This is a genomic window from Burkholderia sp. Bp9031, from assembly GCF_003857965.1.
Classification (GTDB): Bacteria; Pseudomonadota; Gammaproteobacteria; order Burkholderiales; family Burkholderiaceae; genus Burkholderia; species Burkholderia ambifaria_A.
Genome location: NZ_QTPW01000003.1, coordinates 23,108 through 38,834, shown reverse-complemented (window position 1 = coordinate 38,834; position 15,727 = coordinate 23,108). Strand labels below are relative to the sequence as shown.

The 15,727-nt window shown below is 68.3% G+C and carries 13 protein-coding genes; 4 read left to right on the top strand and 9 right to left on the bottom strand.

Annotated elements, in window-relative coordinates:
* The first annotated feature begins 143 nt into the window (after window positions 1-143).
* Together DIE15_RS05240 and DIE15_RS05235 are read left to right on the top strand one after the other, a co-directional pair.
* A complete protein-coding gene (locus DIE15_RS05240; RefSeq protein ID WP_057925472.1) occupies window positions 144-2,777 on the top strand; it encodes an MMPL family transporter in 2,634 nt (877 codons plus the stop codon).
* Window positions 2,770-3,774 carry a VacJ family lipoprotein gene (locus DIE15_RS05235; RefSeq protein WP_124832571.1) on the top strand — a complete coding sequence of 335 codons (1,005 nt, stop codon included), beginning with the start codon at window positions 2,770-2,772 and terminating at the stop codon, window positions 3,772-3,774. Before DIE15_RS05240 ends, DIE15_RS05235 begins: the two co-directional genes overlap by 8 nt.
* Before the next feature lie 113 nt (window positions 3,775-3,887).
* Here DIE15_RS05235 and DIE15_RS05230 read toward each other — a convergent pair whose 3' ends face one another.
* From DIE15_RS05230 to DIE15_RS05210, 5 genes are all read right to left on the bottom strand, one after another.
* Entirely contained in the window at window positions 3,888-4,595 is a 708-nt protein-coding gene (locus tag DIE15_RS05230) for a phosphorylase (protein ID WP_082664636.1), read from the bottom strand.
* 3 nt (window positions 4,596-4,598) lie between these two features.
* Complete coding sequence (shc, locus tag DIE15_RS05225; RefSeq protein WP_057925470.1) at window positions 4,599-6,572, bottom strand: squalene--hopene cyclase; 1,974 nt, start codon at window positions 6,570-6,572, stop codon at window positions 4,599-4,601.
* Between the two features lie 15 nt (window positions 6,573-6,587).
* Window positions 6,588-7,841 carry a hydroxysqualene dehydroxylase HpnE gene (hpnE, locus tag DIE15_RS05220; protein WP_057925469.1) on the bottom strand — a complete coding sequence of 418 codons (1,254 nt, stop codon included), beginning with the start codon at window positions 7,839-7,841 and terminating at the stop codon, window positions 6,588-6,590.
* A gap of 4 nt (window positions 7,842-7,845) precedes the next feature.
* Window positions 7,846-8,694 carry a presqualene diphosphate synthase HpnD gene (hpnD, locus tag DIE15_RS05215; protein ID WP_006757769.1) on the bottom strand — a complete coding sequence of 283 codons (849 nt, stop codon included), beginning with the start codon at window positions 8,692-8,694 and terminating at the stop codon, window positions 7,846-7,848.
* 257 nt (window positions 8,695-8,951) lie between these two features.
* Window positions 8,952-9,284, bottom strand: a complete 333-nt coding sequence (locus DIE15_RS05210; protein WP_124832570.1) for a hypothetical protein — start codon at window positions 9,282-9,284, stop codon at window positions 8,952-8,954.
* A 210-nt stretch (window positions 9,285-9,494) separates the two neighbouring features.
* Here DIE15_RS05210 and DIE15_RS05205 point away from each other — a divergent pair, with 210 nt between their 5' ends.
* Window positions 9,495-10,379 (top strand): alpha/beta fold hydrolase, encoded by an 885-nt coding sequence (locus DIE15_RS05205; RefSeq protein ID WP_124832569.1) that lies wholly within the window; start codon window positions 9,495-9,497, stop codon window positions 10,377-10,379.
* Between the two features lie 46 nt (window positions 10,380-10,425).
* Here the strand turns inward: DIE15_RS05205 and DIE15_RS05200 are convergent, their stop codons facing one another.
* The 3 genes from DIE15_RS05200 to DIE15_RS05190 are packed head-to-tail and all read right to left on the bottom strand — an operon-like array spanning window position 10,426 to window position 12,366.
* Window positions 10,426-11,382, bottom strand: a complete 957-nt coding sequence (locus DIE15_RS05200) for a GGDEF domain-containing protein (RefSeq protein WP_057925466.1) — start codon at window positions 11,380-11,382, stop codon at window positions 10,426-10,428.
* Window positions 11,379-12,005, bottom strand: coding sequence for a chemotaxis protein CheC (locus DIE15_RS05195; RefSeq protein WP_057925465.1), 627 nt, complete (start codon window positions 12,003-12,005; stop codon window positions 11,379-11,381). The genes DIE15_RS05200 and DIE15_RS05195 overlap by 4 nt, the downstream gene beginning before the upstream one ends.
* On the bottom strand, window positions 11,998-12,366 hold the full coding sequence (locus tag DIE15_RS05190; protein WP_124832568.1) for a response regulator: 369 nt from the start codon (window positions 12,364-12,366) through the stop codon (window positions 11,998-12,000). Before DIE15_RS05190 ends, DIE15_RS05195 begins: the two co-directional genes overlap by 8 nt.
* Before the next feature lie 468 nt (window positions 12,367-12,834).
* On the opposite strand from DIE15_RS05190, the gene DIE15_RS05180 reads away from it, so the two are divergent.
* The gene (locus tag DIE15_RS05180) at window positions 12,835-15,075 is read left to right on the top strand and encodes a hybrid sensor histidine kinase/response regulator (RefSeq protein ID WP_124832566.1); all 2,241 of its coding nucleotides are present in this window, start codon (window positions 12,835-12,837) and stop codon (window positions 15,073-15,075) included.
* 45 nt (window positions 15,076-15,120) lie between these two features.
* On the opposite strand, the gene DIE15_RS05175 is transcribed toward DIE15_RS05180, so the two are convergent.
* Window positions 15,121-15,675, bottom strand: a complete 555-nt coding sequence (locus DIE15_RS05175; RefSeq protein ID WP_057925463.1) for an NADPH-dependent FMN reductase — start codon at window positions 15,673-15,675, stop codon at window positions 15,121-15,123.
* Between the last annotated feature and the right edge of the window lie 52 nt (window positions 15,676-15,727).

The following is a 15,727-nucleotide window of genomic DNA, read 5'->3' as shown; positions in this document are numbered from 1 at the left end:
CAAATTGCCGGGCCACCTGCGCCGATTCGTGTGCTGCGGAGCAAATATCCTTCCCGCCCCTTTACGCGCCAACGTCGCGACTGACGCCACGTTGCGCCGGTATACTCGTTCCTTTGCCCTTGCCAGCCCCTTCCCACCGCCACATGGTGACATCTCTCATCGTCCGACTCGTCGCATTGTCGGTACGCCGCCCCGTCTGGGTCGTCGTGCTGTCGCTCGTCATCGCCCTCTTCAGCGGCGTCTATGTCGCGCAGCACTTCAAGATCAACACGGACATCAGCAAGCTCGTCGACGCGGAACCGCAATGGGCCGTGCTCGGCCAGGCCGTCGACAACGCGTTCCCGCAACGCAACGGCACGATCCTCACGGTAGTCGAGGCGCCCGCGCCCGAATTCGCGACCGCCGCCGCGCATGCGCTCACCGAAGCACTGCAGAAGCAGGCCGACGCCGGCCGCATCGGCCAGGTCGCCGAACCCGGCGGCGGCCCGTTCTTCGAGCACAACGGGCTGCTGTTCCTGTCGCCGCAGGAAGTGTCGGATACGACGTCGCAGCTCGCGAGCGCGCGCCCGCTCGTCAACGAACTCGCGAAGAACCCGAGCCTGACGGGGCTCGCGACCACGCTGTCCACCACGCTCGGCCAGCCGCTCCTGACGGGCCAGGTGAAGCTGCCCTCGATGGCGAAACTGCTCGCACGCAGCGCCGCGACGGTCGACGACGTGCTGGCCGGCAAGCCGGCCGCGTTCTCGTGGCGCGGGCTGGTCGACAGCGACGCCGCGCGCCAGCCCGCACGCGCGTTCGTCACCGTGCAGCCGGTCGTCAACTACGGTGCGCTGAAGGCCGGCGCCGAAACGACCCAGGTGATCCGCGATACCGCGAAAGCGCTCGGCCTCGAGCAGCGCTACGGCGCGGTCGTGCGCCTGACCGGCGAACAGCCGCTCGCAGACGACGAATTCGCGTCGGTGGAAGACGGCGCCGCGCTCAACGGCGCGCTCACGCTGCTCGCCGTGCTCGTCATCCTGTGGCTCGCGCTGCGCTCGAAGCGGATGATCGGCTCCGTGCTCGTCACGCTGTTCGTCGGCCTCGTCGTGACTGCCGCGCTCGGCCTCGCGATGGTCGGTTCGCTGAACATGATCTCGGTCGCGTTCATGGTGCTGTTCGTCGGCCTCGGCGTCGACTTCTCGATCCAGTACGGCGTGAAGTACCGCGAGGAACGCTTCCGCGATCCGCGCATCGATCACGCGCTGATCGGCGCCGCGCACTCGATGGGCATGCCGCTCGCACTCGCCACCGCGGCGGTCGCGGCGAGCTTCTTCTCGTTCATCCCCACCGCCTATCGCGGCGTGTCCGAGCTCGGCCTGATCGCGGGCGTCGGGATGTTCGTCGCGCTGCTGACCACGCTCACGCTGCTGCCCGCGCTGCTGCGCCTGTTCGCGCCGCCCGGCGAATCGAAGACGCCGGGCTTCCCGTGGCTCGCGCCGGTCGACGACTTCCTCGATCGCCATCGCAAGCCGATCCTGATCGGCACGCTCGCCGTCGTGATCGGCGCGCTGCCGCTGCTCGCGTTCCTGCACTTCGACTTCAACCCGCTGCACCTGAAGGATCCGCACAGCGAATCGATGGCGACGTTGCTCGCGCTGAAGGATTCGCCCGAAGCAGCCGTCAACGACGTCACGCTGCTCGCGCCGTCGCTCGCCGATGCCGACGCGGCCGCGAAACGCCTCGACGCGCTGCCGGAAGTCGGCCGCACGACGACGCTCACGACCTTCGTCCCGGCCGACCAGCCGGCCAAGCGCGCGGCGATCGCCGCGGCCGCGAGCGACCTGCTGCCCGCGCTGACGCAGCCGGCCGCGCCGAGCGTGCCCGACGCGCAGCGGGTCGCCGCGCTCAAGCGCGCGTCCGACCTGCTGAGCTACGCGGCGGAAGACCACCCGGGGCCGGGCGCGGCCGCCGCACAGCATCTGTCGGCATCGCTCGCGAAGCTCGCCGCCGCCGACAGCGCGACGCGCGACCGCGCCGAGCGCGCGTTCTCCGACACGCTGCGCATCGCGCTCAACCAGCTCGCGACGCTGCTGCAGCCGCAGGACGTCACGCGCGAATCGCTGCCGCCGCAGCTCGTGCGCGACTGGATCGCACCCGACGGCCACGCGCTCGTGCAGATTTCGCCGAAGGTGCCGAAGGGCGTCGACCCGAACGACGACACGATGCTGCGCCACTTCGCGAAAGCAGTGAAGGCCGCGGAACCTGGCGCGATCGGCGGCCCGATCTCGATCCTGCATTCGGCCGACACGATCATCAACGCGTTCCTGCACGCGGCGCTGTGGTCGATCATCTCGATCACGATCCTGCTGTGGATCACGCTGCGCCGCTTCGGCGACGTGCTGCGCACGCTGGTGCCGCTGCTCGTGTCGGGTCTCGTCACGCTCGAGATGTGCGTCGTGCTCGGCATGTCGCTGAACTTCGCGAACATCATCGCGCTGCCGCTGATGCTCGGCGTCGGCGTCGCGTTCAAGGTGTACTTCGTGATGGCGTGGCGCGCGGGCCAGACGGGCCTGCTGCATTCGAGCCTCACGCACGCGGTGCTGTTCAGCGCCGCAACGACGGCAACCGCCTTTGGCAGCCTGTGGCTGTCGCATCATCCGGGCACGTCGAGCATGGGCAAGCTGCTCGCGCTGGCGTTGACCTGCACGCTGATCGGCGCCGTGGTATTTCAGCCCGTCCTGATGGGCAAACCGCGCGTCAAACGCGCCAAGAACCAATCGCAAGGAAACAATGAATAAGGTGCGAATCATTGCGGCGACCGTCGCTGCCAGCGCAGTGTTGAGCGGCTGCGCGACGGGCCCGAACCGCAACCCCAACGACCCGCTCGAGCCGATGAACCGTGCGATGTACAAGTTCAACGACACGGTCGACACGAACATCGCCGTGCCGATCGCGAAGGGGTACCAGAAGATCACGCCGACGCCGATGCGCACCGCGATCAGCAACTTCTTCTCGAACCTCGGCGATCTCGGCAACATGGCGAACAACCTGTTGCAGCTGCGCATCACGGATGCGACGCAGGATCTGATGCGCGTGGCGATGAACTCGGTGTTCGGCGTCGGCGGCCTGATCGACATCGCGACGCCGGCCGGCCTGCCGAAACATCACCAGGATTTCGGGCTGACGATGGCGCGCTGGGGCATGCCGTCCGGCCCGTACCTCGTGCTGCCGGTGTTCGGCCCGAGCACGATTCGCGACGGTGTCGGCCGCGCGGTGGACGTCCGCTTCAACCTGCTGAACTACATCGAGCCGGCCGTGCGCAATCCGATGTACATCGCGCAGTTCATCAGCGCGCGTTCGGACCTGCTCGGCGCAACCGATCTGCTGAAGCAGGCGGCGCTCGATCCGTATTCGTTCGTCCGCGACGCGTACCTGCAGCAGCGCAAGTCGCTGACGTATCACGGCCAGTCGGCATCGGCCGCGCCGCCGAACTACGCCGAGCCGGGTGAATCGGGCGCGGTGCCGGCGGCCACGCCGGCCGTGCCGGGCTTGCCGAACTACGAGGATCCGGGCGAGTCGGGCGGGGCGGGCGGCGCCGCGCCGAACAACGCGCCGGCTGCACCGGGGTTGCCGCAGTATGACGATCCGGGCGCGGACAATGCGATGCCCGCGAGTGCGCCTGCCGCGGCCCCTGAGGCGGTATCGGCCGGGGCAACGACCGCGCCCGCCGCCAACGGCGCGCCGATCGCGCCAGCGATGCCGACCGTGCCTGCGAGCAGTCCGGCCGCGCAGTAACGCGGCGCGGAATCCACCGGAAAGCCGAAGAGCGCTGCATCATGCGGCGCTCTTTTTTTGCGCGTACGCGAACGGAAAAAGGAAGGGGGAAAGGAGAACGCAGCGAACGCCGCTCAGGCAATCCGCATCGCGCCCGCACGCTCGAATGCGTGCCGCGCCTGGATCAGCGTCGTGCGCGCCGCGCGCGCGTCGCCCGCGACCTGCAGCAGCGGGCCGAGCTGCGACGGCTGCTTCAGCAGTTCGCGCAGGATCGGCAGGATCGCGGTGCTGCCGTCGTCACGCAGGCCGGCCGTCGCCGCGCGCGGCAGTGTGCGCCACGCCGGGTCGACGATCGCGCGGCACACCGCGAACGGCACGCCGCGCGACGCCGCGAAGGCCGCGGCGATATGCGATTCCATGTCGACGGCGAGCGCACCCTTCGCGCGGTGCAGCGACGCCTTCTCCTGCTCGCTGACCACCGGCGCGCCGACCGCCGCCATCGTGCCGCGCGTGATGCGCGCCCACACCGGCGTGTCGTGCAGCGCCGCGACGAGCCGCGCGCTCCAGCCCGGATCGGTCTGCACGCGGCCGAACGGCCCGTCGATCGCATCCGCGATCACGAGTGCGCCGGGCGCGAGGTCGGGCGCAAGGCCGCCCGCCGTGCCAAAGCTCACGATGCCCGCGCAACCGCGCGCGGTCGCCTCGGCCAACGCACGCTCGAGCCGGTCGGCCCGCGCGGCGAACACGGCCTCGACACCGCGACCGCGCGCGATGCGTGCCTCGAACGCCATCCCCGTGACGGCGATGACGGGCAACGTGCCGTTGTGCTGCGTCGGCGCCACGCGTTACAGCCCGACCGTCACGCGCGTGGCGTTGTCGCGCTTCAGGTTGCGATAGCGCGCGAGCGCCCACAGCGGGAAGAACTTGCGATAGCCGTGGTAGCGCAGGTAGAACACGCGCGGGAAGCCCGTCGCCGTGAAGCGCGTCTCGTCCCACAGGCCCTCTTCGTTCTGGTTCGCGATCAGGTACTCGATGCCGCGCGCGACGGCCGGGTTGTTCACCTCGCCGGCCGCCATCAGGCCGAGCAGCGCCCAGGCCGTCTGCGACGCCGTGCTCGGCGCCTGCTCGAAGCCTCGGTAGTTGAGCTTGTAGCTGTCGCCGTCCTCGCCCCAGCCGCCGTCCTTGTTCTGGATCGAGAGCAGCCACTGCGCGCCGCGCTTCATGCGCGGATCGTCCGGCGTCAGGCCGGCCGCGTTCAGCGAGCACAGGGCCGTCCACGTGCCGTACACGTAGTTCATCCCCCAGCGGCCGTACCAGCTGCCGTCCGGCTCCTGCTCCTTCAGCATGTAGTCGAGCGCGCGGCGCGCCGGCTCGCTGTTCAGCGGCGTCTCGCCGAGCTGCGACAGCATCGACAGGCAGCGGCCCGACACGTCGGCCGTCGGCGGATCGAGCAGTGCGCCGTGATCCGAGAACGGGATGTTGTTCAGGTAGTACTGCGTGTTTTCCGGTTCGAACGCGCCCCAGCCGCCGTCGCTGCTCTGCATCCCGACGACCCACTCGCGCGCACGCGCGATCGAATCGCGATACGCATCGTTCTGCCTGAGTTTCTGGACGCGATCCATCGCCGCCACGACCACCGCCGTATCGTCGACGTCCGGATAGTGCGCGTTCGCGTACTGGAATGCCCAGCCGCCCGGCCGCACGTTCGGGCGGCGCGAGATCCAGTCGCCGCGCACGTCGAGGATCTGCAGCGGGCGCAGCCATTCGAGGCCGCGCAGCACGGCTTCCTCGGCACGCGCATCGCCGGTCTCGAGCAGCGCATGCGCGGCGAGCGACGTGTCCCATACCGGCGACAGGCACGGCTGGCAATACGCTTCGTCCTCCTGCACGACGAGCAGCTTCTCGACCGACTTGCGCGCGATCGCGCGGTTCGGATGATCTTCCGCATAGCCGAGCACGTCGTACATCATCACCGAGTTGGCCATCGCCGGATAGATCGCGCCGAGGCCGTCCTCGCCGTTCAGGCGCTCGTCGACGAACGACACGGCCTGGCGGATCGCGCGTTCGCGCGTGTAGCTCGGAAACAGGCCGTCGACCGCGCGCAACGCATGGTCGACCACGCGGAAGAACGCGAACCAGCCGGGGCTCTGGTGGCCCTGGCGCGGCAGCAGGCCGGCGTTGACGGGCGGATCGATGAACAGCTCGTCGATGCGCACGCCGCGCGGGTTCTTCGCGAGCGGCCGCTTCGCGTTCAGCACCAGCAGCGGCACGATCACGGTACGCGCCCAGTACGACACCTTCGACAGATGGAACGGGAACCACTGCGGCAGCAGCATGATCTCGACCGGCATCATCGGCACCGCGCGCCACGGAATCGCACCGTACAGCGCGAGCTGGATCCGCGTGAACACGTTCGACATCTCGGCGCCGCCCATCGCGTGGATCGCACGGCGCGCACGCTGCATGTGCTCGGCGTTCTCGTCGTCGCCGATCACCTTCAGCGCGAAATACGCCTTCACGCTCGCGCTGATGTTCGGCGCGCCGTCGGTGAACAGCGGCCAGCCGCCGTCGGCCTGCTGGATGCGGCGCAGATAGCGGCCGATCTTCTGTTCGAGCTCGAGGTTCGGCGTCTCGCCGAGATAGTGGACGAGCAGAACGTATTCGGCGGGAATCGTCGAATCGGCCTCAAGTTCGTAGACCCAGTGTCCGTCCGCGTTCTGCGCGGCCAGCAGCGCATCGGTTGCGCCGGCAACGGCCGCGTCGAGCCCGGCCGGCGCGGTGGCGGCGGACAGGGTAGCCATTTCGGTGAGATCGTTCATCGGTCCCTCTGTTACTTACTGTGTCTGGAGCACGTCCGCGGCCAGCTGGCCGGAACGGATCGCGCCCTCGATCGTGGCGGGCAAGCCGGTGGCAATCCAGTCGCCTGCCAGCACGAGATTGGTCCAGCGCGTACGCGCGGCCGGACGTTTCATTTCCTGCGGCGGCACCGCCGCAAAACTCGCGCGCGGCTCGACGACGAGCTGCCACGCGGGGATGGTTTCCGGGTTCGCGCCGCTCACGCGCGCGACGTCTTCCCAGATGCGCCGCGCGAGCGCGTCGCGCGGCATGTCGAGCCAGCGCCCCGCGTCACGGATCGTCGCCGCGAGCGGGCCGCCGCCGGTGCGCACCGCGTCGACGACGCCGTTGACAACGGTCGTCTGCAGCGGGCTGCCGGCCGGTGTGTCGACCGCGAAATACGCGGTCACGACTGCACTGAACGTGTCGGGCGCGGCAAGATCCGGGACGAGCGGCTGCGCGACCTCGGGCGGCACGGCCAGCACGATCGCGTCGCCCGGCGCGAGATCGACGCGCTCGCCGCCGATCGTGACCGCGTCGACCGCATTGCCGTGCGCGCCGAATTCGAACACATCGAGCCGCGAGTTCAGCCGGATCTGCGCGCCGCCGTGCTGCAGCATCCGCAGTGCCGGTTCGACGAAGGCACTGCCGAGCCCGTGGCGCGCGACGAGCGGACGGCAACCGGGGCCGCCCGCGGCAAACGTGCCGCACAGCGCCGCGCGCGCGAGTTCCGCACTCGCGTGGCGCGGCTCGACGTTCAGCACCCCGAGGAAAAACGGCCGCAGCCAACGATCCCACAGCACGCCGTCGCATCGCATCGTCTGTGCAAGCGAGCGGCCGGTGCGCGCGACCGCGAGCGGGGCCAGCGCGAGATAGTCGAGCGGCGTGGTGCCCGGCGCGCGCGACGCGGCGTCGAACAGCCACGACGGCCAGCGCCCGTTGCCAAAGCGCAACGTCCAGCGCTGCTGCGCAGCAACGTCGACCACCGGACATTCAGGCAGCGCGGGCCCCGTGAGCTGATCGGCCGCACCGATCGCGCGCAGATAGCGCTGCGTCGCGGCCTGTCCCGCGAAAACCTGATGCAGCCCGCTGTCGAGCGTCGTGTTCAGCGTTCCGTCGAACCACGAGCGGCAGCGGCCGCCCGCGTGCGCATGCGCGTCGTGCAGCACGATGCGCCGCCCGCGACGTTGCAGCTCGACCGCCGCCGACAGGCCCGCGAGTCCTGCACCGATCACGTGGACGGTTCTGGGCATCGGCTCAGAACAGCGCGTAGCGCGCGGCGATCATCAGCATGCGCGCCTTCGGCTTGCGCAGCGGCGCGCGCGGGGCGGCGAAGCCGCGCGCGATCGCGGCCTCGAGAATGCAGCGGTACGCGCCCGACATGATGCGCGGCGCCTTGACCTGCGCACGCGTGCAGGTGTCCATCACGGCGTCCGCCGCGCGGAAATGCTCAAGCGCGCGCTCGACGAGCGTCGCGCAGACACGCGGCAGCGCCGGGTCGCGCACGATCGTCGCCGGATCGGTGATCGCGATGCCTTCGCGCGCAAGCAGCTCGCGCGGCAGGTAGCAGCGGTTGATCGCCGCGTCGTCGTCGATGTCGCGCAGGATGTTGGTCAGCTGCAGTGCGCGGCCGAGGTGGTGCGACAACTCGATGCCTTCCGCTTCCGGGATCCCGAAAATCCTCACCGACAGACGGCCGGCCGCGCTCGCCACGCGATCGCAAAACAGGTCGAGTGTCGGTTCGTCCGGCGCGCAAATGTCTTCGGCGGCGTCCATCGCCATCCCGTCGATCATCGCGTGGAAGTCCTCGCGCTTCAGGTCGAACGCGCGGATCTCGCGCTCGAGCGCGACCAGATGGCGCGGCGGCTGGCCGGCGAAGCACGCGTCGATGTCCGCGCGCCAGCGATCGAGGCCCGCGTTGCGCTCGGCGCGTGGCAGGTCGCTGTCGGCGATGTCGTCGACCGCGCGGCAGAACGCGTAGACCTGGAACATCGCGTCGCGCTGCACCGCCGGCAGGATGCGCATCGCCAAATAGAAAGAACTGCCCGATGTGACGGCAGCGGCGTCGGTTTCTTGTTCGTCCACGACGAGATTGGAAACGGCCAAGACGAGCTCCACGGAGGCACCCACGCGGGGCGATTGAAGAAGCCATGCCCGGCTGGGTTGGTCAGGGCGTCAAATGCGTGCGAGATATGCGAACGATCGACGCAGACAGGCACAAATTACCGGCCGGAAGCCGGAATTGGGCGAAAGTATAGCAATCTTTGAAGTTCGATGGCGGACACGCGCCGCGCGCGGCGGGCCGCCTGCAGGCTGGCGGGCCGGCGCGGCCGGCCCCGATGAGGACGGCGTCGCGCCGCCCGTCAGCCGTAGACGATGTCGCGCTGCAGATCGAGCGCGATGAGCCCCATTTCGCGAGTCAGCTGCAGCATCGAACGGCGCTCGAGCCGCGAGCCCATGAAGCTCGTCACGCGCCCGTCGGGTTCCGCCGTGAACTGGAACGACGGGCCGCCCGTGCCGAACCATGCGCCCGGCACGTCTGGCGACTCCTGCCAGTCGATCTGCTCGAACACGCGCGCGATTCCCGCGCGCACCACGTCGCTCGGGCCGATCGGCGGCGCGATGTCGCCCAGGTCGTCGAGGGAATAGGGGCCAGGCTTATCCGGCCGCCGGTAGAAGAGGTAGTCGACGTTCATGGGACGCAATCGGGAGCAAAGCGTCAAATTAGCGCGCTTCGGCGCAAATTCAAATCAGATCAGGACGAAATGTGGCCTGTACGAGACAAAAGGGCCGCATCGCGGCGACCTGTGCGAACCCACGCACGACCGGGCCGCGCGTTCCTGCTTGGACGCGCGCGGCTTCGTCTAAGATGAACACCTTCCTAGATCTCGAAAAAGACGGACACCATGGAGACGAACGTAACCGCCCCCCCGCAATCCGACCATCCGGTTTTCGTGCTGGTGCACGGCGCGTGGCACGGTGCGTGGTGCTACGCGCACGTGGCGGCCGCGCTGGCCGCGCGCGGCTACCTGTCGATCGCGCGCGACCTGCCCGCGCACGGCATCAACGCCCGCTTTCCTGCGTCCTATCTCGAACGGCCGCTCGACAAGGACGCATTCGGCGCCGAACCGTCGCCGGTCGCAAATACCACGCTCGACGATTACGCGACGCAGGTGATGCAGGCCGTCGACGACGCGTACGCGCTCGGCCGCGGCAAGGTCGTGCTCGTCGGGCACAGCATGGGCGGCCTCGCGATCACGGCCGCGGCGGAACGCGCGCCGGAGAAGATCGCGAAGATCGTCTATCTCGCGGCGTTCATGCCCGCGTCGGGCGTGCCGGGCCTCGACTACGTACGCGCGCCCGAGAACAAGGGGGAAATGCTGGGGCCGCTGATGCTGGCGAGCCCGCGCGTCGCGGGCGCGCTGCGGATCGATCCGCGCAGCGGCGAACCCGCCTATCGCGAGCTGGCAAAGCGCGCGCTGTACGACGACGTGCCGCAGGCCGACTTCGAGGCGGTGGCGAACCTGATGACCTGCGACGTGCCGGCCGCGCCGTTCGCGACCGCGATCCCGACGACGCCCGCGCGCTGGGGCGCGATCGACCGTCACTACATCAAGTGCCTCGCGGATCGGGTGATCCTGCCCGCGCTGCAGCAGCGCTTCATCGACGAAGCCGACGCGTTCGTGCCCGGCAACCCGACGCACGTGCATCAGCTCGACAGCAGCCATTCGCCGTTCGTGTCGCAGCCGGCCGTGCTGGCCGGCGTGCTGGCCGACATCGCGAAAAGCTGAACGACGCGTATCGCGCGTGGGGAGCGGCGGCGCGGCGCCGCAACGGTCACGCGTACGCGATCGACCGGTCGCGCCCGAGCCGCTTCGCGCGATAGAGCGCGGTGTCGGCCTCGTTGACGAGCACGTCGCACGCCGGCGCGCCGGCGGTCGCGCATGCGCCGCCGACGCTCGCCGTCACCGGCACGCTGACGCCTTCCGCATCGACCGGCTTGCTGCCGATCGCGACGCGCACCTTGTCGGCCACCTTCATCGCCTCGTCGAGATTCGTGCACGGCAGCAGCAGCGCGAATTCCTCGCCACCGAAGCGGCCGAACGTATCCTGTGCGCGCACGATCGATGCGACGCGACGCGCCGTCTCGCGCAATACCGCATCGCCGGCCGCATGCCCGAACCGGTCGTTGATCGTCTTGAAGTGGTCGAGATCGAACAGCAGCACCGACAGGTCGCCGCCGTAGCGCTGCCAGCGCGCGAACTCGTCACCGAGCCGCGCTTCGAAGAAGCGCCGGTTCGCGATGCCGGTGAGGCCGTCGCGATTCGCATGCTCGCGCAACTTCGCGACCGCCTCCTCGCGCTCGCGCTGCATCACGCTCACGTGCGTGACGTCCGAGATCGTCACGCACACGGCCTCGACTTCGCGGCCGCGCGTGAGCGGCATGAACGTGCAGTCCTGCTGCATGTAGTCGACGCCGCCGGTAATCGGCCGATCGTGCTCGAAGCGAAACAGGTAGGGCCGCTGCTCCCACGAGCTGAACGCGAAGCTGCCGAGCTGGAACACGCTCTCGAGCTTGCGTTCGAGCCATGCGCGCGGCAGCGTCGGAAAGCAGTCAAACAGGTTGCGGCCGATCACGTCGGCAGCCGGGATGCCACTGTGGTCCTGCATGAAGCGGTTCCACATCAGCACGGTCATCGCGCGGTCGAGCACGAACAGGCCGAAGCCCACCCGTTCGATCACGAGGTCGCTCAGCGACGCGGCGGCGGCAGTGGTCGTGCGGATAGCGTTCATAGCGCGGACAGCAACGCGTCGAGCGCGTCGCCCATCAGCCGGATCGAATCCTCGGCCATCAGCATCACGAAATGTGCGCGAAACGCGTGATCCTCGAGTCCGAAATTCACTTCGAGCAGCAGCGCGACGCTCCATGCGAGCGCGTTCGCCTGGAACACGTCGTCGAACGACACGTTCGCGCCGAGCAGCCCCGGCGGGAAGAACACGGGCTTGCGGCCGAGTTCGTCGAGGATCGACGCGACGCACGCGCTCATCAGCACGTTCGCGACATCGAACACGAGTTCGTCCTGCGTCGCCATGCCGGCATACGCGCCGTCGCCGAACGTGCGGTCCATCAGCGACATGAGCCGCGCGACACCCGCGCTGCGGCACAGCACGATCGCCTCGCCCTTGATGTCGGAACGAAAACCCTGGCGCACGGCCGTCACGTTCTCGTGGATGCCCGTCATCTCGCGCAACGCGTCGCCCGCATCGGCGGCCTTCACGACGCGCACGCGCGGTACCGACAGCTCGATGAAATGTCCGAGCAGCAGCGCGAGCCGTGCGGCGGCGCGGCCCATCGCGAGGTTGGCGATCTCCTGCAACGCGTCGCGCTGCTCCGCCGTGAACACCGATTCAGGCATACCACCCATACTCCTTGAGAATGGGCAGCAACGCCTCCGACGTCACGGGCTTGGCAACGAATGCGATCGCGCCCAGCTCGCGCACGCGTGCTTGCGCCTGCGGCTGGATATCGGCGGATACCACGATCACGAACGTGTTCAGATCTTCGTGGCGCAGTGTCTCCAGCACCTGATAGCCGCTCATGTCGGGCATCGTCAGGTCCAGAAACATCACGGAAGCTTTGCCGTCACGATAGAGCGCCAGGGCCTCGCGACCATTCGCCGCGTACGCGACGTCGACATCCCAGTCCCCCGGCAGTGCCTTTGTCAGAAGTTTGCGAGCGAGCAAGGAATCGTCGGCGATCACGATCGGCAAAGGCATGGCGGCGAAGCGGTATACGGAATGGTCTCTCTCGCGTTAACGACCGCGCGGCGCGCTTCTTGAGGCGCCATGCAATCAAGCGCGGGCAGCCACCGTGCGGCCGCGCGCGGGCACCGCGGCACGTGGCACGCGACACACCGCGCCGCAAACGCCGGCGGGCGCATATATCAGTCATAGGGAAAGCAAGGCGCGATTCTCTGAGTAAACCGAAGGCGGTGCAACTCGCCATTTTCACAATTTCGAACAGAATCGATCCAATCGCACGGCATTCCGAAAACAGTTGCAACCATTTTAGAGATATGCACGCAAAATTTTTCTTTGTGTACGTTTGCGCTGCCGGATTCATAGCGTTTTCAATCTTTCAGGTTGCCCCTGTCGGAATCATCAGGTTGACCGTCCGTGCCGGGGTGCGGCGGGCGCACGCAACTCGTTTATGATTGAACACCTCAGCTTGACCCGCTTTCTTCAATGACGTCCGAACGTCCCGCCGACTCCCGCCCACCTGCCTCCACGCCCGCCGACGACTGGCAGGACGACGGCAACTATGCGTCCGGCGCGCCCGAGCACGATTTCGCGGTTCGGCGCGTGACGCTGATCGTGCTGCTGGTCGCGGCGATCGTGCTGCCGTGCATCTACGTGTCGGTCATGGCGTACAACGACCTGAAGGCACGCGAAGCCGCGGCGAGCGACGTGACGATGCGCACCGTGCGCGTGGCCGAGGAACATGCGCTCAAGGTGTTCGACCTGAGCGAAACGCTCGATGCGCGCATCGTCGACCTCGTGCAGGACATGGACGACGCCACCGTGCGCCGCCACGAATCCGACATCCACGAGGCGCTGAACACGATCGGCGGCGGCTATCCGCAGGTGGCCGCGGTGTCGATCTTCGGCGCGAGCGGAATGCTGCTCGCGAACAGCCTCTACTATCCGGCGCCCTATGCGTCGATCGCGAACCGCGACGACTTCACCGGCATTCGCGACGGCAAGGTCATCGAACATGTCTCGCGGCTGATGATGGGGCCGCTCAAGCTCGAGAACATCCCCGTGTTCAACACGGGCGTCGCGCGACGCCACAGCGACGGGTCGTTCGCCGGGATGGTGTCGATCGCGCTGAAATCGTCGTACTTCAATGCGTTCTACCGCGACCTTCTCGGCGGCGCGGCCACGCCGATGACGATGGCGCTCGCGCGCTCCGACGGCGCGGTGATCGCGTCGTATCCGCCGCCGCCGTCGCTCGCGCACACCGATCGCACGGCCACGTTCGGCAACACGCGCAACGATCCGCGCGCCGGCGTCGTGCGCGTGCGCCACGACGGCGCCAGCGAGATCGTCGCGTACCGCCAGGTCGGCAGCTATCCCGTATACGTGATCTGTGCGTACCGCACGTCGGCGATCTGGCGTGAGTGGTACGAACACCTGAGCGTGCTGTTCATCTCGATGTTCGCGCCGTCGGTCGCGCTGTGGTCGGTGATCTGGCTGTCGCTGAAGCGGCTGAAGGCGGAAGAGGAGGCGTGGGATCGCTGGCAGGCGGAAGCGTCGATGCGGCGCTCGATCGAATCGGCGTACCGGCAGTCGCGCAAGATGCAGGCGCTCGGCAACCTGGTCGGCAGCGTCGCGCACGACTTCAACAACCTGCTGATGATCATCTCGAGCAACGTGCAGATCGCGCGGCGACGCGGCGTCCAGCATCTCGACAAGGAACTCGGCGCAATCGAACGCGCGCTGAAGAACGGCCAGTCGCTCACGCGCCAGTTGCTCGGCGTCGCGCGCAAGCAGCCGCTGCACAACGAGACGATCGACATCGGCCAGTGGCTCGGCACGTGCCGCGAACTGCTGAAGACGTCGCTCGGTTCGAAGTCGTTGCTGGTCGTCGCGATCGAACCCGGTGTATGGCCGATCCGGGTCGATGTCGCGGAGCTCGAACTCGCGGTGATCAACCTCGCCGTCAACGCGCGCGACGCGATGACGATCGGCGGCCGCTTCACGGTCGGCGCGCGCAACGTCACGCTGCGCGGCGAGGACGGCTTTCCGCTCGCCGGCGACTTCGTGCAGATCTCGCTCGACGATACGGGCTCGGGCATGGCGCCCGACGTGCTCGCGCGCGCGTTCGAGCCGCTGTTCACGACGAAGGCGCAGGGGATGGGAACGGGGCTCGGGCTGCCGCAGGTGTTCGCGTTCTGCGAGCGCTCGGGCGGCCTTGCGACGATCGACAGCGCGGTCGGCGCCGGCACGTCGGTGCGCCTCTACCTGCCGCGCGCCCGCGTCGAGGACATCGTCGCGCGGCCGCAGGCCGCCGCGCACGACACGGGCGCGCTCGCGGGCCTGCACGTGCTGCTGGTCGAAGACAACAGCGAAGTTGCGGCCGGCACCGAAGCGCTGATCACGCTGCTCGGCCACCGCGTCACCTATGCGCCCACCGCCGACGACGCGCTGCGCCTGATCGAGGGTGCGGCCGCGAACGACGCATTCGACCTGGTGATCTCGGATATCCACATGCCGGGCCGCCTGAACGGCATCGATCTCGCCGAAGCGATCGACAAGCGGCCGGGAAAGCTGCCCGTGATCCTGGTCACGGGTTACGCGGAGGAACTCGACCGCACGCGTACCGTCAACGTGCGCGTGCTGTCGAAGCCGTTCGACATCGCGCTGCTCGACGAGATCCTGCTCGGCATCCGCGAAGCGCGCGATGCGCGGCATGCCGGCGCCTGATCCGCGGCACGCGGGCCGGTGCCGGCAGCGGGAAGAGTGCGGCGATCAGGCCGACTTCAGCTCGCGCACCCAGTCGACGTAGCGGTCGACGAAGCCCTGCAGGAACTTGCGCGTGTCCTCGCTGACGATCTGGCCCTGGTCGTCGATGCGCGCCGGGTCATGCTTGATGAACATCTCCGGCTGTCCGAGCATCTTCACGTCGAGATACGCGAGCACGTTGCGCAGGTGCTGCTGCGCGAGCGCGGTGCCGACCGCGCCGGGCGACGTGCCGAGCACCGCGCCCGGCTTGCCGGACCACGAGTTGTGCCCCCACGGACGCGAGCCCCAGTCGAGTGCGTTCTTCAGCACACCCGGAATCGAGCGGTTGTACTCGGGCGTGACGAACAGCAGCGCGTCGGCGGCTTCGATCGACTGCTTGAAGCGCTTCGCGACGTCCGGAAATTCCGCGTCGTAGTCCTGGCTGTAAAGCGGCAGTTCGCCGATCTCGACGAATTCGAACGAGAAATCGGCGGGGGCGAGCGAGATCACGGCGTGCGCGAGCGCGCGATTCCAGGAACCGCGACGCAGGCTGCCGACGACGACTGCAACACGATAGGACATGGCATTCTCCTTCCGGTGAGTGAAGAATCGGATCGATTGATTCGGGAAAGGC